At 75.8% G+C, this 16,756-nt stretch carries 14 protein-coding genes; 6 read left to right on the top strand and 8 right to left on the bottom strand.

All coding sequences use genetic code 11. The features are described 5' to 3' along the window. The first annotated feature begins 337 nt into the window (after positions 1–337). On the top strand, positions 338–1,888 hold the full coding sequence (locus ACH5AR_RS18850; protein WP_396302541.1) for an APC family permease: 1,551 nt from the start codon (positions 338–340) through the stop codon (positions 1,886–1,888). A 21-nt stretch (positions 1,889–1,909) separates the two neighbouring features. On the opposite strand, the gene ACH5AR_RS18855 is transcribed toward ACH5AR_RS18850, so the two are convergent. From ACH5AR_RS18855 to ACH5AR_RS18870, 4 genes are all read right to left on the bottom strand, one after another. Further along, positions 1,910–2,629, bottom strand: a complete 720-nt coding sequence (locus tag ACH5AR_RS18855; RefSeq protein ID WP_396302542.1) for a DUF2470 domain-containing protein — start codon at positions 2,627–2,629, stop codon at positions 1,910–1,912. Between the two features lie 127 nt (positions 2,630–2,756). Continuing rightward, the gene (locus ACH5AR_RS18860) at positions 2,757–3,185 is read right to left on the bottom strand and encodes a RidA family protein (protein ID WP_396302543.1); all 429 of its coding nucleotides are present in this window, start codon (positions 3,183–3,185) and stop codon (positions 2,757–2,759) included. Positions 3,186–3,213: 28 nt separating this feature from the next. Continuing rightward, positions 3,214–3,963, bottom strand: a complete 750-nt coding sequence (locus ACH5AR_RS18865; protein WP_396302544.1) for an IclR family transcriptional regulator — start codon at positions 3,961–3,963, stop codon at positions 3,214–3,216. A gap of 31 nt (positions 3,964–3,994) precedes the next feature. Next, on the bottom strand, positions 3,995–5,116 hold the full coding sequence (locus tag ACH5AR_RS18870; protein WP_396302545.1) for a sugar kinase: 1,122 nt from the start codon (positions 5,114–5,116) through the stop codon (positions 3,995–3,997). Between the two features lie 236 nt (positions 5,117–5,352). On the opposite strand from ACH5AR_RS18870, the gene ACH5AR_RS18875 reads away from it, so the two are divergent. The 5 genes from ACH5AR_RS18875 to ACH5AR_RS18895 all read left to right on the top strand — a co-directional run bounded on the left by ACH5AR_RS18875 (position 5,353) and on the right by ACH5AR_RS18895 (position 11,942). Further along, positions 5,353–6,654: an amino acid deaminase gene (locus tag ACH5AR_RS18875; RefSeq protein ID WP_396302546.1), complete on the top strand. Its 1,302-nt coding sequence runs from the start codon at positions 5,353–5,355 to the stop codon at positions 6,652–6,654. Continuing rightward, the gene (locus ACH5AR_RS18880; RefSeq protein WP_396302547.1) at positions 6,654–8,282 is read left to right on the top strand and encodes an amidohydrolase family protein; all 1,629 of its coding nucleotides are present in this window, start codon (positions 6,654–6,656) and stop codon (positions 8,280–8,282) included. The genes ACH5AR_RS18875 and ACH5AR_RS18880 overlap by 1 nt, the downstream gene beginning before the upstream one ends. Next, entirely contained in the window at positions 8,279–8,965 is a 687-nt protein-coding gene (locus ACH5AR_RS18885) for a bifunctional 4-hydroxy-2-oxoglutarate aldolase/2-dehydro-3-deoxy-phosphogluconate aldolase (RefSeq protein ID WP_396302548.1), read from the top strand. Before ACH5AR_RS18880 ends, ACH5AR_RS18885 begins: the two co-directional genes overlap by 4 nt. A gap of 149 nt (positions 8,966–9,114) precedes the next feature. Next, complete coding sequence (locus ACH5AR_RS18890; RefSeq protein WP_396302549.1) at positions 9,115–10,719, top strand: alpha-amylase family glycosyl hydrolase; 1,605 nt, start codon at positions 9,115–9,117, stop codon at positions 10,717–10,719. A gap of 170 nt (positions 10,720–10,889) precedes the next feature. After that, positions 10,890–11,942: a hypothetical protein gene (locus ACH5AR_RS18895; protein WP_396302550.1), complete on the top strand. Its 1,053-nt coding sequence runs from the start codon at positions 10,890–10,892 to the stop codon at positions 11,940–11,942. A gap of 164 nt (positions 11,943–12,106) precedes the next feature. Here ACH5AR_RS18895 and ACH5AR_RS18900 read toward each other — a convergent pair whose 3' ends face one another. The 4 genes from ACH5AR_RS18900 to ACH5AR_RS18915 all read right to left on the bottom strand — a co-directional run bounded on the left by ACH5AR_RS18900 (position 12,107) and on the right by ACH5AR_RS18915 (position 16,641). Continuing rightward, entirely contained in the window at positions 12,107–13,285 is a 1,179-nt protein-coding gene (locus tag ACH5AR_RS18900) for a CaiB/BaiF CoA transferase family protein (protein WP_396302551.1), read from the bottom strand. Beyond that, complete coding sequence (locus ACH5AR_RS18905; protein ID WP_396302552.1) at positions 13,282–14,844, bottom strand: APC family permease; 1,563 nt, start codon at positions 14,842–14,844, stop codon at positions 13,282–13,284. Before ACH5AR_RS18905 ends, ACH5AR_RS18900 begins: the two co-directional genes overlap by 4 nt. Before the next feature lie 255 nt (positions 14,845–15,099). After that, positions 15,100–15,861 (bottom strand): (2Fe-2S)-binding protein, encoded by a 762-nt coding sequence (locus ACH5AR_RS18910; protein WP_396302553.1) that lies wholly within the window; start codon positions 15,859–15,861, stop codon positions 15,100–15,102. A gap of 153 nt (positions 15,862–16,014) precedes the next feature. Further along, the gene (locus ACH5AR_RS18915; protein WP_396302554.1) at positions 16,015–16,641 is read right to left on the bottom strand and encodes a hypothetical protein; all 627 of its coding nucleotides are present in this window, start codon (positions 16,639–16,641) and stop codon (positions 16,015–16,017) included. Positions 16,642–16,756: the final 115 nt, after the last annotated feature.

A 16,756-nucleotide genomic window follows, 5' to 3' on the forward strand; every position in this document is an offset into this window, starting at 1 on the left:
CTCCGGGATGGTCATGTCGGGTGACCGCTCGACCGGGTGATCGCCGCACGGCGGACATGGGCGCGGGACACGCCCAGGCCGGCCCGGCCGTACGAGGGACCTCTCGTACGGCCGGGCCGGCCGCTCGCGTTTCCGGGCCGCTCCGGGCGGCCGCCGGGGCCGCTCCGGGCGTGAGGAGGGCGCGGCCGGGCCGTACGAGGTGTCGAACACGGCGTCAACTCCTCTGCGGGGCCGGGCGGTCGGCGGACCGCCGGGGGCCTTCGGCGCGCCATGCTGGCGGCGGGCCGGCGCCCGGCCGGTCCGGCGGCCGGGCGGGGCCGGGAGGCGAGGAGGCCGGATGGCGGTGCGCAGCGGGGACGTGGCGGGGGAGCGGGCCGGGCGGGAGCGGCCGGAGGAGGGCGGCATCGACCGGCTGAAGGCGGACTCGGTCGGCCTGGTCGGCGTGGTGTTCATGGCGCTCGCCACCGCCGCCCCGATCACCGCGATGACCGGGAACCTGCCGATCATCGTCGGGCAGGGCAACGGCGCGGGCGCGCCCGCCGCGTACATCGTGGCGACGGCGGTGCTGACGGTGTTCTCGGTCGGCTACGTGGCGATGGCCCGGCACATCACCGCGGCCGGCGCGTTCTACGGCTACGTCTCGCACGGGCTGGGCCGGGTGGTCGGGATGGCTTCGGGGCTGCTCGCGGTGCTCGCGTACGTCGTCACCGAGGCCTCGGCACTCGGCTTCTTCGCGTACTCGCTGCGCGGGCTGGTCCGCTCGCAGCTGGGGGTGGAGCTGGGCTGGGGCTGGTACGCGCTGTTCGGGGCGGCGGTGATCGGGGTGACGGCCTGGTTCGACCTGCACCTGACGGCCGGGGTGCTCGGCGTCGCGCTGGTGCTGGAGATCGGGGTGCTGAGTGCGGTGTCGCTGGCGGTGCTGTGCTCCGGCGGCGGGCCGGACGGGCTGGTGCCGCAGGCCCTGAGCCCGCTGAACGCGCTGGAGGGCGTGGGGGGTTCGGGGTCGGCCGCGGCCGGGCTCGGGCTGTTCTTCGCGTTCTGGTCCTGGGTGGGCTTCGAGTCCACCGCGATGTACGGCGAGGAGTCCCGCGACCCGAAGCGGGTGGTGCCGCGGGCGACGATGGTCTCGGTGCTCGGGGTCGGGCTGCTCTACGTGTTCGTGTCCTGGATGATCGTGTCCGGCAACGGGACCGCGCGGGCGGTCGCGGTGGCGAGCGGCGCGGTGCCGGGCGAGGACGGCAACAGCCTGTTCTTCGACCCGCTCGGTGCGCACCTCGGGGGCTGGGCGGTGACGGTGTTCCAGTGGCTGGTCGTCACCGGCTCGTTCGCCTGCGCGATGGCCTTCCACCAGTGCGCGGCCCGGTACCTGTACGCGATCGGCCGGGAGGGGCTGCTGCACCGGGCGCTCGGCCGCACCCACCCGCGGCACGGCTCGCCGCACGTCGCCTCGGTGGCGCAGTCGGTGATCGCGGTGGGGCTGGTGGCGGGGTTCCTGGCGGCGGGGATGGACCCGTACGCACACCTGTACACGCTGCTGGCGCTGCTCGGGACGATGGCGATCCTGGTCGTGCAGACGCTCTGCTCCTTCGCCGTGGTGGGGTACTTCCACGTGCGCCGGCGGCACCCGGAGACGGCGCACTGGTTCCGGACGCTGGTCGCGCCGCTGGTGGGCGGGGTGGCGATGGCCGGGGTCGTGGTGCTGCTGGTGCTGAACAAGGACACCGCGGCCGGGGCGGCGGCGCACACGCTGCTGTTCCGGCTGATCCCGTACCTGGTGACCGGGGTGTTCGCGGGCGGGGTGGGGCTGGCGCTCGCGGTGCGCCGGTGGCGGCCGGAGCTGTACGCACGGATCGGGCGGGTGGTGCTGGAGGACGCGGTCGAGCGCTGACGGCGGGCCCGGCCCCGGGGCTCAGCCGCGCCGCACCGGCTGGCCGTACTGGGCGGCGGCCAGCAGCCCGTGCATCCGGTGGCCGAAGTCCTCGGTGTCCCGGGCCGGTTCGGGGAAGGCCAGGCGGACGTCGCGGTGGCCGTGCGGGTGGTCCAGGCGCAGCACCAGGCCGTGGCGGTCCAGGGCGAGCGGGCGGACCTCGGGGCCGTGGGCGAGCACGGCCGGGTCGAGCAGCCGGGTGAGGAGGTGGAGCGCCTCGGCGTGGTCGTCGGCGAAGTGGGTGAGCAGCGCGGCCTCGTGCCGGGCCAGCGGGTCGGGGGAGGCGAGGGCGAGGTCGGCGGCGGTGACCGCGCCGGTGCCGTACGGGGTGGCGAGGACGGCGTGGGCGACGTCGACCCGCAGGTGCACGCTCAGGCCGTCGTCGGCGAGGTGGGCCGGGCGCAGCCGGCCGGCCAGGGTGAGGCGGGCGCGCACGCGGTCGCGGACGGCGACGGGGGCGACGTCGGTGACGTCCAGGACGACGGCGAGGCCCTCGGCGGCGGCGACGGCGGCCGTGGTGAGCGGGTCGTCCAGGGCGGTGCGCAGCCGCAGCCGGGAGCCGTGCACGCAGACCGGGGTGTCCAGGTGGTGGAGCTCGCCCAGGGCGCGGACGGTGAGCGAGGAGGCCGTGGTGAGCACGCTGTGGATCCGTTCGGCGGTGGTGGGCTCGGGGACCTCGGTGTCGCCGCTGGGCAGGCTCATGGACGGACCTCCAGTTAGTTAGGTGAGCCTAACCTAATGTCCGACCGGAGGTGTGGCAAGCGGGCTGACAGGCCGGAGGGCCCGGGCGCGCGGGTGGCGTCCGGGCCCTCCGGCGGGCCGGGTGCGGTCAGCCGACGACGGCCTGGGCGTCGATCTCGACCAGCATCGGCTCCTGCGGCAGCTCCACGAAGACCGTGGTGCGGCACGGCTTCACGCCGCCGGGCTCGATGTTCTCGTCGATGAACTCGGCGTAGACCTCGTTCATCAGCGGGAAGTCGGCGCGCTTGGTGAGGTAGACGCGGAACATCACCACGTCCCCGATGGTGGCGCCGCCGGCCTCGACGATGGCCTTGACGTTCTCCAGGGTGCGGCGGGTCTGCGCCTTCACGTCGCCGTGGTACAGGTACTCGCCGGTGGCCGGGTCCTGCGGGCCCTGGCCGGACACCTGGAGGATCGGGCCCTTGCGGACGCCCTGGGAGAACATCCAGGCGGGGGCGGGGGCGCCGTCGGTGCGGATCTCGGCCTTCTCGGCGGTCTGGGGGAGCTCGGGGGACATGGGGTTCCTTACTGGTCTCGACGGTTCGTCAGTGCTGGTCGGGGCGGCCGCAGTCGGCCGAGACGGCCCGGGTGGTCGCGAGCAGCTGCGGGAGCAGGTCCAGCACCTGCTCGTACGGCAGCACGACGTCCGGGACGGAGATCGAGGCGGCGGCGACCACCCGCCCGCTGGCGTCCCGGACGGGCGCGGCCACGCAGTTGATGAAGGCCTCGTGCTCGGCGTGGTCCTGCGCCCAGCCCTGGGCGGCGACCTTCTCCAGCTCGGCGAGCAGGGCCTCGGGGGTGGTCAGGGTGCGCTCGGTGTGCGGGGTGAAGTCGATCCCGGCCACCACCCGGCGCCGCTCGGGCAGCGGGAGGTCGGCCAGCAGCACCTTGGAGACGGCGGCGCTGTGCAGGGCGGCGCGCAGGCCGATCCGGGAGTACATCCGCACCGGGTGGCGGGAGTCGAACTTGTCGATGTAGACCACCTCGCCGCCCTCGTACGCGGCCAGGTGCACGGTCTGGCCGGTGGCGGCGTTCAGCTCGGCCAGGTGCGGGGCGGCGATCCGGCGCACGCCGCGCTGCTCCAGGGCCAGGCCGGAGAGCGCGAAGAGGCCGGCGCCCAGGTGGTAGCGGTAGGCCGCGTCGCGGTAGACGAACCGTTCCTCTTCGAGGCTCTGGAGCAGTCGGAGCACGGTCGTCTTGTGGACGCCGAGCACCTCGGCGAGCTGGTCGAGGGAGCGCTCGCCCTCGCCGAGTTGGGCGAGGATGCGCAGGGCGCGGGTGACGGTCTGGCTCATCGTGCTCCGCTTCGAGGGCTGGGGGTCCCGCTCATTGTGCCCGGGACCGGTCGGCGGACGGCGTCCGGTCGCCCGGCCGCGCGTGCCCGGCGGGCAGCGCCGGGCCGGTGATGGCGTCCGCGGTCACCCGGGTGGCGGCCCACTCGGCGGGGGAGGCGTCGAGCAGGGCGGCCACCACGGCGGCGTCCGGCAGTTCGGCCTGGTCGCCGTGGGCGGTCAGCGCGCAGGCGGCGCTCAGGTGGCCCAGGCGCAGGCGGCGCCGCTGGTCCAGGCCCCGTACGGTGCCGGCCAGGTAGCCGGCCGCGAAGGCGTCGCCCGCGCCGGTCGCCTCGACCACCTCGACCGCGAGGGCCGGCTCGGTGACGGCCGTACCGTCCCGCTCCAGGGCGGTCACCTGCCGGGCGGCGTCCTTGACCACGACGGTGGCCGGCGCGGGGAAGCGGCGGCGCAGCTCGGCCGGGTCGCCGGTGCCGAAGGCGGCCTCGGCCTCGTCCGCGCCGAGCAGCAGCAGGTCGGCGGCGTCCAGCAGCGGGGGCAGGACGGCCGGGTCGCGCTCGCGCCACAGCGAGGGGCGCCAGTTGAGGTCGAAGCTGACCAGGCGGCCCGGGCGGCGGTCGGCGAGCAGGGCGCGCAGCAGGGCCAGGCAGTCGTCGGAGAGCGCGGCGGTGATCCCGGACAGGTGCAGCAGCCGGGCGCCGGCCAGCAGGGCGGCGGCGGCCGGCTCGGCGAGCAGGCGGGGGGAGAGCGCGGCGGCGGCGGAACCGCGCCGGTGGTAGTGCAGCCGGCTGCGGCCGGGCCCGAGGTCGTGGCGCTCGCCGGTGGTCCCGCCGACCTCCTTGAGGTAGAGGCCGGTCGGGCGGTGCGGGTCGACCGCGACCGCCGAGACGTCCACGCCGCGGGCGGCGACCTCGGCGAGCAGCCGGCGCCCGAAGCCGTCGTCACCGACCCGGCTGATCCAGGCCGTCGGCACGCCGTGCGCGGCCAGCGCGCCCGCGACGTTCGACTCCGCGCCGCCGACCGACAGCCGGAAGCTCTCCACCGACTCCAGCGGGCCGGGGCGGTCCGGCAGCAGGACGGCCATCGACTCGCCCACGCACACGGCCGTCGGGGGAGGACCGGGGCGGGTCGGGCCCTGGGTGTCCTGTCGCGGCATGTGCGGAGCTCCTCGTCTGCGGCCGTTCCGTCGAGAGCGGGCCCACCGGGCCGGCTCCGCCGCGCCTGAGCGCCGCGTCGTCCGCGAGCGCCGTCCGTGGGCGCCGGACGCGAGCCGACCCCGTCGACCGGGAGTCCGGTCCGTTGACCGTGGTCCGGCGCCGATGCTAGAACCGTGCTGCCAGCATGTGCAACCCTCGTTGCGCATGTTGCAACCTGTGCGGATGGAGGAACACGGTGGAGCAGACCTTCGCAAGCAGCGGCACCGGGCCGGGCATCGCCCGCGGCGCGGTGGCGGCCCTGGCCGACGAGCCGCTCGACTGGCGGTTCAAAGCCGCTCCACCGCAGTCCTGGGGCCGCAGCACCCGGGAGTGGCTCGCCACCGGCCCCACCCTCTCCTCGCTCGGCACCCCGCTGCTCACCCTCGACGGCGGCGCCCTCGACCACAACGTCCGCACCATGGCCGACTGGTGCGCCAAGGCGGGCGTCGCGCTCGCCCCGCACGGCAAGACCACCATGGCACCCGCCCTCTGGCAGGCCCAGCTCGACGCCGGGAGCCACGGCATCACCCTCGCCAACCTGCCGCAGGTGCGGATCGCCCGGGCCTTCGGCGTCCAGCGCATCCTGCTCGCCAACACCCTGCTCGACCCGGCCGGGCTCGGCTGGCTCGCCGACGAACTCGCCGCCGACCCGGACTTCGCGTTCCTCTCCTGGGTCGACTCCGTCGAGAGCGTGCGGCTGATGGACGAGGCGCTGCGCGCCGCCGGGGCCGAACGGCAGGTCGAGGTGCTGGTCGAACTCGGCGGCCCCGGCGGGCGGACCGGCGCCCGGGGCACGGACGCCGCCGTCGAGGTCGCCGCCGCGGTGCTGCGCGCCCCCACCCTGCGCCTGGCGGGCGTCGGCGGCTACGAGGGCGCGCTCGCGCACGACGCCTCGGCCGAGGGGCTGGCCGCCGTCCGCGGCTACCTGCGGGAGCTCGGCGGGCTGCACGGCCGGCTCGCGAGCGCCTACCCGGACGGGACCCCGCCGGTGGTCTCGGCCGGCGGCAGCGCCTACTTCGACCTGGTGGTCGAGGAGCTGGCCGGCCTGCCGGAGGCCTTCGTGGTGCTGCGCTCGGGCGCGTACATCGCCCACGACGACGGCTTCTACCGGGGCATCTCGCCGCTGGCCCGGGACGGCGGGCAGGCGCCCTTCCGCGGTGCCCTGCACGGCTGGGCCCGGGTGGTCTCCCGGCCCGAGCCGCAGCTCGCGCTGCTCGACGCCGGCAAGCGCGACCTGCCCTTCGACGAGGGCCTGCCCGAGCCGCAACAGGTGCGCGGGGGAGCCCGGCTGACCGGTACGGCGGCCCGGATCACCGCCCTCAACGACCAGCACGCCTTCCTGCGCGACGCGGGCGACCTCGCCCCGGTCGGCGCCGTGCTGCGGCTGGGCGTCTCGCACCCCTGCACGGCCTTCGACAAGTGGACGGCGATCCCGGTGCTGGACTGTGCGGACGCCGCCGAGCCGAAGGTCACCGGCCTGGTCAGGACGTTCTTCTGATGCCCGGGGAGAGAGCGGAGCCCGAGCGCTCGACGGTCTTCCGGGGCGCCACCGTCGTCGACGGCACCGGCGCCGAGCGCTACCGGGCGGACGTCCGGATCGCCGACGGCCTGATCGCCGAGATCGGCCGGGGCCTGGACGCGCCCGCGACGGTGGACGCCGACGGCCTGGTGCTGGCCCCCGGCTTCATCGACATGCACGCCCACTCCGACCTCGCCCTGCTGCGCGAACCCGAGCACCCGGCCAAGGTCACCCAGGGCGTCACCTGCGAGGTCCTCGGCCAGGACGGCCTGTCCTACGCCCCCGTGGACGACGCCACGCTGCCCGCGCTGCGCCGCCAACTCGCGGGCTGGAACGGCGATCCGGACGGGTTCGACTGGGACTGGCGGGACGTCGCCGGCTACCTGGACCGGATCGACCGCACCGGCGTGGCCGTCAACGCCTGCTACCTCGTCCCGCACGGCACGCTGCGGATGCTCGCGATGGGCTGGTCCGACCGCCCGCCCACCCCGGCCGAGCTGGACCGGATGCGGCAGGTGCTGGCGAAGAGCCTGCTGGACGGCGCGGTCGGCATGTCCAGCGGCCTGAGCTACACCCCCGGGATGTACGCCGACACCGCCGAGCTGGTCGAGCTGTGCACCGTCGTCGCGGCCTACGGAGGCTTCCACGCGCCGCACCAGCGCTCGTACGGCGAAGGGGCGTTGGAGGGCTACGCGGAGATGGTGGAGATCGCCCGGCGCAGCGGCTGCGCGCTGCACCTGACCCACGCCACGATGAACTTCGGGGTCAACCGGGGCCGGGCCGGCGAACTGCTGGAGCTGCTCGACCGGGCCCTCGCCGACGGCGTCGACCTCACCCTGGACAGCTACCCCTACCTGCCCGGCTCCACCACCCTGGCCGCCCTGCTGCCGAGTTGGGCCACCGAGGGCGGCCCGGCCGCGACGCTGGCGCGGCTCGCCGACCCGGCCCACTGCGCGCGGATCCGGTACGAGGTGGAGGAGAAGGGCAGCGACGGCTGCCACGGGGTGGTCACCGACTGGGCGACGATCCAGATCTCCGGCGTCGGCTCGGCCCCGCTCGCCGGCGCGGTCGGCCGTACCGTCGCCGAACTGGCCGCCGAGGAGGGGCGGACCGGCACCGAGGTGTTCCTGGACCTGCTGCGCCGGGACGAGCTGGCCACCACGATCCTCCAGCACGTCGGGCACGAGGAGAACGTCCGGGCGATCATGCGCCACCGCGCGCACACCGTCGGCAGCGACGGGCTGCTGGTCGGCGCCCGGCCGCACCCGCGGGCCTGGGGCACCTTCCCGCGCTACCTCGGCCACTACAGCCGGGAGTTGGGCGTGCTGACGCTGGAGGAGACGATCGGCCGGATGACCGGCCGCCCCGCCGCCCGGCTGGGGCTGGACCGGCGGGGCCGGATCGCCCCCGGCCACCACGCCGACCTGGTGCTCCTCGACCCCGGGAAGGTCCGGGACGCCGCCACCTTCGAGCACCCCCGGCTGCCCGCCGAGGGCATCGAGCACGTGTACGTCAACGGCACCGCCGTCGTCCGGCAGGGCCGCACCACCGGCGCCCGGCCGGGGCGGGCCCTGCGTCGAACCGATCGAGGAACCCTGGCCCTATGACCTCGCACTCCGCCCGTACCGCCCCCGCCGCCCCGACCGCCACCGCGACCGAGCCCGCCACCGCGTCCGGCCTCGTCGCGCTGCGCGACCACCCGGTGATCGCGGTGGTCCGCGCACCGCGGATCCCGGACGCTGCGGCGCTCTGCGCCGCCCTCGCCGAGGGCGGCATCAACCTGACCGAATTCACCTACACCACACCGGATGTGACGGACCACCTGCTGCGGGCGTCGAAGGCCGGCTGGCAGGTCGGCGTCGGGACGGTGCTGACCGCCGAACAGGCGCGGCGCGGGGTCGAGGCGGGGGCGTCCTTCCTGGTCACCCCCGGCTGTCGCCCCGAGGTCGCCGGGGCGGCAGCCGCCGCAGGCGTGCCGGTGGTGCTCGGGGCGCTGACCCCGACGGAGGTCGCGCACGCGGTGGACCTCGGCGCCGCCGCCGTCAAGATCTTCCCGGCCCGGGCGTTCGGCCCCGGCTACTTCAAGGACCTGCGCGGCCCGTACCCCGGGGTGCCGTTGGTGGCCTCCGGCGGGGTGAACGCGGGCAACGCCGCCGAGTTCCTGGCGCACGGCGCGCTCGCGGTCTGCGCGGGGACGGACGTGGTGCCGCCGGAGGCGGTCGCGGCGGGGGACTGGGCGGAGATCGCCCGGCGGGCCCGGGCCTTCACGGCGGCCTGCGCGCGGCCGTAGCGGGTCCGGGCCGGGGGGGCGGGCTGTCGGCACGGCCGGGATTGGACGAGAATCGGGGGCACCCGGCTCGGCCCCGGCCGAGCCCGCCCCGGCTCTGCTCCCCCCGCCCGGCCAGGCCCGGGCTCCGGACCCGGCAGGAGGAACCGCCCATGACCTCGACCCGCCCCGGCCCCGACTGGCTCGCCGACGCCGTCCTGTACCAGATCTACCCGCAGAGCTTCGCCGACTCCGACGGCGACGGCATCGGCGACTTCGCCGGCATCGCCGAGCACCTGGACCACCTCGCCTGGCTCGGCGTGGACACGGTCTGGCTCAACCCCTGCTTCGCCTCGCCGTTCCGGGACGCCGGGTACGACGTCACCGACTACCTCGCCCCCGCCCCGCGCTACGGCAGCACCGAGGACCTGGCGGCCCTGGTGGACGCCGCCCGCCGCAAGGGCATCCGGATCCTGCTGGACCTGGTGGCCGGCCACACCTCCGACCGCCACCCGTGGTTCCTGGCCTCCGCCGAGGACCCCGGCGACCACCGGTACATCTGGTCGGACCGGCCGGTGGACGGCTTCGTGGCCTCGCCCGGCAGCCGCCACGGCTGGTACCGGCCGAACTTCTTCGACTGCCAGCCGGCGCTCAACTTCGGCTACGCGCGCGACAGTCCGCAGGAGCCCTGGCGGCAGCCGGTGGACGCGCCGGGGCCGCGCGCCAACCGCGCCGCACTGCGCGAGATCATGGCGCACTGGCTCGGCCTCGGGGTGTCCGGATTCCGGGTGGACATGGCCTACTCGCTGGTCAAGGACGACCCGGGCGCGGTGGAGACCGCCAAGCTCTGGAGCGGGCAGCGCGACTGGCTGGACCGCGCCCACCCGGAGGCCGTCCTGCTCGCCGAGTGGGGCGAGCCGGCCGCCGCCGTCGCGGCCGGCTTCCACGCCGACTTCTTCCTGCACTTCGGCGGCGCCGACCACGGCCTTCCGCTGCGCTGCCTGTGGAACAACAACGGCGGGACGGTCGAGGAGTTCTGGCACCAGGAGGCCTGCTACTTCGAGGCCGAGGGCCGGGGCACCCCGCAGCCCTTCCTGGACGCCTGGCGCTCCGCCGCCGCGCTCACCGAGGGCAGCGGGCAGATCGTCCTGCCCACCGCCAACCACGACTTCTCCCGGCTGGCCACCGGCCCGCGCACCGCGGAGCAACTCGCCCCCGCGTTCGCCTTCCTGCTCACCTGGCCCACCCTCCCGGCCGTCTACTACGGCGACGAGATCGGGATGCGCTACCTGCCGGGCCTGCCCGACACCGAGGGCAGCGTGCTCGGCCCGACGTTCAACCGGGCCGGTTCGCGCACCCCGATGCAGTGGTCGCCCGGCCCGACGGCCGGCTTCTCCAGCGCCCCGCCCGAGCGGCTGTACCTGCCGGTGGACCCCGACCCGCACCGCCCGGACGTGCTCTCCCAGCGCGCCGACCCGACCTCGCTGCTGCACACCGTCCGGCGGCTGATCGCACTGCGCCGGGCGCACCCGGGGCTGGGCACGGCCGGCGGGGTGGAGGTCCGGCAGGCCGGCTACCCGCTGGTCTACACCCGGGCCGGGCGGTACCTGGTGGCGGTCAACCCGCGGCGGGAGCCGGCCTCGGTCGGGCCGGAGGGCCTGCCGGAGGCCGTCGGGCGGGCGGAGCGCGTCCGGCCGCTGGAGGTGCAGGGCGTGCGGGTGACGGACGGGGAACTGCGCGTTGACGGGTTCTCCTACGGGGTGTTCGAGCTGGGCTGAGGCGGGGTGACGGAACCGGGCCGGGGGCGGGGCCGCTGCCGGCCCGGCTTCCGGCCGGTGTCGGATGGTTGTAAACTCCATCCTTAGATGGTTGCATTCACCACCTGTATTGGTTGTATTTGCCACCTTCTCGCCATCAGGAGACACCATCGGAGGACGGTACGAACACCATGAGCTCATCCCGGAACCCCGCCGCGGCGCCCACCCTGGGGCCCGCGCTCAAGCACCTGGCCGTCCACCTGGTGACCCCGCTGCTGATGTGCCTGGGCATGGCGCTCGCCTACCTGGGCGCTTTCCACCAGCCCGAGCCGCACCACCTCAGGGTGGCGGTGGTCGGCACCACGGAGCAGGCGCGGGGGCTGGCGCAGGAGATCCAGGGCAAGGCCGGGGACGCGCTCGACGTCCGCACCGTGGCCGACCGGGCCGCCGCCGAGCAGCAACTGCGCGACCGGGACCTGGTGGGCGCCTTCGTGCCGGACGCCAGGAGCCCCGAACTGATCGTCGCCAAGGGGAACTCGGACACCTCGGCGGTGGCCGCCACGGCGGTGTTCAGCAACGTCACCGACCGCCAGGGCGTCCCGCTGCACGTCACCGACCTGACCACGCCGGCCTCCGGCGACCCGACCGGGCAGGGTCTGTTCTTCCTGCTGGTCGCACTGAGCATCGGCTCCTACGCCAGCGTCGCGGTGATCGGCGCCGCCGGTGCGGGGCTGGGCATGGGGGTGCGGGCGCTGGTCGGGGTGGCCGTCTCACTGGTGGTCAGCGTGATCGGGATCGTCACCGCAGGGCCGGTCTTCCACGTGGTCGACCACGCCCACGCGGCGGTGTGGGCGCTCGGCTGGCTCTACTCGGCGGGCATCGTGCTGATCGGCATCGGCCTGCACAGCTTCCTGAAGAAGTGGACCACGCTGGCCCTGATGGTGCTGTTCGTGATGCTGAACTTCACCTCCTCCGGCGGCGTCTTCCGGCCCGAGCTGCAGAACGGGTTCTTCGGCGGCCTGCACGGCTTCTGGACGGGCGCCGGCTTCCTGGAGGGCGCGCGCAGCATCCTGTACTTCGACGGCGGCGCCGGCCTCGGCGGGCACGTCGTGACCCTGCTGGTCTGGCTGCTGCTCGGCGGGGCGGCCCTGGTGGCCGCGGCGCTGTACGAGGGCCGCGGACGCCGGCCGGTGGAGACGCCGGCGCAGGCCGAGGAGGAGATGGAGGAGGCGGTCGGGGTCTGACCGCACCCCTCGGACGGACTCCACCCGGTGCCACGGGCATCGGTGCCGGGTGGGGCGGGCGGCCCGCGCACGGCTCCGGACAAGCCGGCGGCGGGCCGCCGCACTGCTCGCGGGCGGCCCCGGGGCGCGTGCCGGAGGCCCCCCAGGCGGTGTCGGGGCGCGCCTCAGGGGGCTCCCGGGTCCGTCGCGGGCGGGGGCGGGGCGTCCAGCCAGGCGGTCAGCTCGGCGGTGTGCTCGCCGAGCCGGGGCGGGGGCAGGTGGTAGCGGGGCGGGGTGCGGGAGAGCCCGATCGGGTTGGCGACCAGCTCCAGCGGGCGGCCGTCCGGGCCGGGCAGCGGCGCCCGGGGCCGCAGGCCGAGCGCGTCGGCGAGGTCGAAGGCCTCGGCCAGGTCGTTGACCGGGCCGCACGGCACGCCGAGCGGGGTGAGCACCGCGAACCACTCGGCGGCGGTGCGGCGTTCGAGCCGGGCGGTGAGCTCGCGGGCCAGCACCTCCACGTGCGCGACCCGGTTCGCGTTGGTCGCGAAGCGCGGGTCCTGCGCCAGCCCGGGGGCGCCCACGCCCCGGCACAGCGCGGCGAACTGCCGGTCGTTGCCGACCGCGACGACCAGCGGGCGGTCGGCCGCGGTGAACACCTCGTACGGGGCGATGGACGGGTGGCGGTTGCCGAGGATCCCCGGCACCGCGCCGGCCAGGGTGTAGCCGGCGGACTGGTTGACCAGCCCGGAGAGCAGCGTGGAGAGCAGGTTCAGCTCCACCAGCTGGCCCCGGCCGGTGGTCTCGCGCTCGCGCAGCGCGGCCAGCACGCCGACCGCCGCGTGCAGCCCGGTCAGCACGTCCACCAGGGCGGCGCCGGTCTTCACCGGCTCGCCGGGCACGGGGCCGGTCACCGACATCAGGCCGCCGACGGCCTGCACCAGCAGGTCGTAGCCGGGCAGCGCGGCGCCCTCGCCGGAGCCGAAGCCGGTGATCGAGCAGTAGACCAGCCGGGGGTTGAGGGCTTCGGCAGAGTCCGGGCCGAGGCCGTGCCGGGCCATCGTGCCGGGGCGGAAGTTCTCCACCAGGACGTCGGCGCGGCGGACGAGTTCGACGGCGCGGGCGTGGTCGGCCGGGGCGCGCAGGTCGAGGGTGAGGGAGCGCTTGTTGCGGTTGACGGAGAGGAAGTAGGTGGCCTCGCCCTGGGCGTGCGGCGGGCCCCAGGAGCGGGTGTCGTCCCCGGTGCCGGGCTGCTCGACCTTGATCACGTCGGCGCCGAGGTCCGCCAGCAGCATGGTCAGGTAGGGCGCGGCGAGGACCCGGCCGAAGTCGGCGACCAGGATGCCGTCCAGCGGGAGCCCGGTCACCCCCGGCCCCCGGCGGCGCCCGTCCCGGCGGCCGGGCCCGTTCCGGCGGCCGAGCCCTTTTCGGCGGCGGCGCCGGCCGCGGTCGTCGCGTCGCCGGAGGGTGCCTCGCCGCGCAGGTGCGGGCGGGCCAGCAGGAGGTAGAGGCCGCCGGCCGCGAGCACGACCACCGCCGAGAGCAGCACCAGGTAGTCGTCGTACCAGGCGGCGTCCGGGGTGCGGCCCCAGCAGATGTTGACGATCGCGGCGATGCCGTAGACCAGCGCGCCGGTGTTCACTGCCAGGCCCCAGCGGCCGAGCCGGAAGTCCCCGCTCGGGCGCCAACCGCGCAGCCGGGCCCGCAGGGCGGCCAGCACCACCATCTGGAAGGCCAGGTAGATGCCGATGCTGGAGAAGGAGATGATCTTCGTCAGGGCGCCCTCGGAGAGCGCCGAGGCACCCACGATGATCACACCGGGCAGCGCCGCGGCGAGCAGCAGCGCGTACGGCGGCACCCGCAGCCGGTCCGAGACGGTGGCCAGCAGCCGGCTGCCGGCGATCATCCGGTCCCGGGCGAAGGAGTAGGCGAGCCGGCTCGCCGCCGCCTGGAGGCTCAGCACGCAGGACAGGAAGGAGATCAGCACCACGCCGATCACCACCCGGGCGCCGGCCGCGCCGAAGGCGTCGTGCAGGACGCGGGCCACCGGGTCCTTGTCGTCGCCGGAGACCACCGCGCCGATGTCCCGGATCGACATCACCAGGGCCAGGCTGACCCCGATCGCCGCCGCGCCGCCCACGTAGATGGTGCGCCGCATCGACTTGGGGATCTGTCGACCGGGGTCGGGCACCTCCTCGGCGACGTCGCCGCAGGCCTCGAAGCCGAAGAACAGGAAGACCGCGATCAGCCCGGCGGCCAGGAAGGCGTCCGGGTAGTCGCCGTCGCCGCCCGCCCCGAAGCGGTCGAACACCACGCCCAGCCCGTGGTACCGGTGCGTCAGCAGCAGCCAGGCGCCGACCGCCAGGGCGCCGAGCAGCTCGGCGGCGAAGCCGAACACCGCCGCCGCCGAGAGCACCCGCGTGCCGCCGAGGTTGACCGCGGTGGCGAGCGCCAGCAGGCCGAGCGCGCACCAGACGGTCGTCGCGGTGCTCGGCTCGACGCCCAGCAGGGCGGCCACGTACGGGCCCGCGCCGTAGGAGACGGCCGCGATGGTCGACATCAGCGCCAGCAGGTAGACCCAGCCGGTCAGCCAGCCCCAGGTGCGGCCCCAGAGCCGGCGCGCCCACGGGTACACCCCGCCGGCCACCGGGAACTGGGCGACCACCTCGCTGAACACCAGCGCCACCAGCAGCTGGCCGACGCCCGCGATCAGGAAGCTCCAGACCATCGGCGGCCCGGCGGTCCCGAGCGAGGACGCGAAGAGCGTGTACACGCCGACGACGGGGGACAGGTACGTGAAGCCGAGGGAGAAGTTCGCCCAGAGGCTCATGTCCCGCTTGAACTCGGAGGTGTAGCCGAGGGCGGCCAGCCGTTCGGCGTCCGGGTCGCCGGAGCGGGCGGTGACACGGGCACTGGCATCGGTCATGACCTGCTCCTGGGAACGTGTCGTGATGCGTGGGGGAGCCGAGGGGCTGCTGCTCGGGCCGGGGCTGCGGCAGAACATACGAGATCGGGTTTCCGGCGGCAAGGGCGCGCGCTCGCCCGGGAGGCGCCCCGGGCCCCGGCGCGGCCGCCACGGCGCCAGCTTCGTCCGTACCCCGGCCGAGGGCGGCTGGCGGACACCTGCGGCCCGCCCGGGCACGGGCGGGTAGGGGCGGGGGGCCTCAGGCCGTGACGACCTTCATCCGTGAAGGTGCCGGCCGCTCCCGGCGCCGCGCCCGGGGGGCGTGCTGAAGCAGCAGTCCCCGCAGAGCCCGGCCCGCGGGCCCAGCCGGTAGTAGAGGCAGCAGCTGTTCCGGCGGAACTCCGTGCCGCGCGGCCCGGTGCGCAGGGTGCCCGTGCCGGCCAGCGGCGGACGGTTCAGCAGCTCTGCCGCCAAGGCCCGTGCGGCGCCCGGCGCGTGGGCGTCCAGGACCCGTAGCGTCCCGGCCAGCGCGGAGGCGGCGTTGCCGAGCAGCAGGCGTGCGGAGAGCGGGGCGGCCGCCCGTACGGCGGCCGCCAGCGGCTCCAACCCGCCGAGCAGGACGGCCTCGTGCAGCTGGTCGGCGAGCGTTCCGGCGGCCGGCCGGACGGCCGCTCCGAGCTGCTCCGGCGGGGTCCACAGGTCGAGCGGGCCCTGGTCCGGGATCCGCATCCAGGCGTGCTCCAGCGTCGGGACCGTCCCCAGCAGGACGGCCGAGCCCAGCCCCACCGACCAGAAGCGGGCGGCCAGTCCCAGGTGCAGGATCGACGCGGCGACCCTCGGCTCGCCGGTGCCGAGCCGCCGTGCCACCACCCGCAGCCGTGCCGCCAGCGGCGCGTCCGGGCCGGTGCCGTACAGCTCGGCCAGCGGGCGGAAGCCCTCGGGCGGCCGGTCGGCGGGCGAGGTGTCCAGGGCGAAGTACGGCCCGACGGCGGCGAGTCGGGCGTAGTCGGGTGTCCGGCGGTCCGGCGCGGGGTTCAACGGCCGTCCCCTGTGCGGTCGTTGAACCCCGCGCCCGCCCGCGGCGGGGCGGTCCGGTGGTCGAGGGGCAACGGGGCCTCCAGGTCTGCGGGTACGCGGTCGGGCGGCGGTGCGCAGCCCCGGCCGGACCCGAGAGCCCTGGTGGGCCGGGTGTCAGCCGTGCACGGAGAAGTCACCACCGGTCGTGCGGATGAACGGTACCGTGCCCTGGCAGTCCGAGACCGGCTGGTCGAACAGGCCCCAGACCCAGCCCATCCGGTCCCCGTGGCGCCCGTCGTCCTCCACCGACAGCGCGACCTTCCCGCCCACCGGCCGCATGTCCGGGAACCACGGCACCTCGCCCCTGGTGATCACCCCGGTGGCGATCGCCTCGCGGCCGCCGCCGGCCAGGCAGGTGATGTCGCCCTCGAAGTCGGCGACCAGCCGGCCGTCGGTGTGCACGTGGCGGACGTGGAAGTGGCCGGTGGTGGTGCGCGGATCGCCGTTGGCGGTGGTGCGGGCGTCCACCGAGATCCGCACCGGGTCCCCCTCGAAGCCGTGGAACGCGGGGGTGAGCACGGTGGTGCCGGTGCCGCGTACGCTCACCGGCCCGAAGCCGTCCACGGCGGCGGAGGCTTCCGGGACGGAGGCCGAGGCGGCGGGCGTCGGCGCGGTGGGCCTCGGCGCGGTGGGTCTGGGCGCGGCGGGCGTCGGTGCGGCGATCGCGGCCGGCGCGGCGGTGGCGGCCGTCGCGGCCGGCAGCAGGAGTATGACGGCGGCGGTCGCCAGGCGGCGGCTCATGGCGTGTGGTTCCCTTCGGTTCGGTCGTTCCCGACGCCACCGATCCTGCTCCCGTCCGGCTGCCCGGACCTCCCGCTCCAGAGGGGAGTTGACGCCCCGCCCCTCCCCCGGTAGG

The sequence above is a fragment of the Kitasatospora sp. NPDC018619 genome (genome assembly GCF_044391605.1).
Taxonomy (GTDB): Bacteria; Actinomycetota; Actinomycetes; order Streptomycetales; family Streptomycetaceae; genus Kitasatospora.

What these genes read in the sequence shown, in the direction of transcription:
- ACH5AR_RS18850 (WP_396302541.1), top strand. Translation starts at nt 338, where the DNA reads ATGGCGGTGCGCAGCGGGGACGTGGCGGGGGAGCGGGCCGGGCGGGAG.
- ACH5AR_RS18880 (WP_396302547.1), top strand. Translation starts at nt 6,654, where the DNA reads ATGCCCGGGGAGAGAGCGGAGCCCGAGCGCTCGACGGTCTTCCGGGGC.
- ACH5AR_RS18860 (WP_396302543.1), bottom strand. Translation starts at nt 3,185, where the DNA reads ATGTCCCCCGAGCTCCCCCAGACCGCCGAGAAGGCCGAGATCCGCACC.
- ACH5AR_RS18890 (WP_396302549.1), top strand. Translation starts at nt 9,115, where the DNA reads ATGACCTCGACCCGCCCCGGCCCCGACTGGCTCGCCGACGCCGTCCTG.
- ACH5AR_RS18895 (WP_396302550.1), top strand. Translation starts at nt 10,890, where the DNA reads ATGAGCTCATCCCGGAACCCCGCCGCGGCGCCCACCCTGGGGCCCGCG.
- ACH5AR_RS18885 (WP_396302548.1), top strand. Translation starts at nt 8,279, where the DNA reads ATGACCTCGCACTCCGCCCGTACCGCCCCCGCCGCCCCGACCGCCACC.
- ACH5AR_RS18915 (WP_396302554.1), bottom strand. Translation starts at nt 16,641, where the DNA reads ATGAGCCGCCGCCTGGCGACCGCCGCCGTCATACTCCTGCTGCCGGCC.
- ACH5AR_RS18855 (WP_396302542.1), bottom strand. Translation starts at nt 2,629, where the DNA reads ATGAGCCTGCCCAGCGGCGACACCGAGGTCCCCGAGCCCACCACCGCC.
- ACH5AR_RS18865 (WP_396302544.1), bottom strand. Translation starts at nt 3,963, where the DNA reads ATGAGCCAGACCGTCACCCGCGCCCTGCGCATCCTCGCCCAACTCGGC.
- ACH5AR_RS18905 (WP_396302552.1), bottom strand. Translation starts at nt 14,844, where the DNA reads ATGACCGATGCCAGTGCCCGTGTCACCGCCCGCTCCGGCGACCCGGAC.
- ACH5AR_RS18870 (WP_396302545.1), bottom strand. Translation starts at nt 5,116, where the DNA reads ATGCCGCGACAGGACACCCAGGGCCCGACCCGCCCCGGTCCTCCCCCG.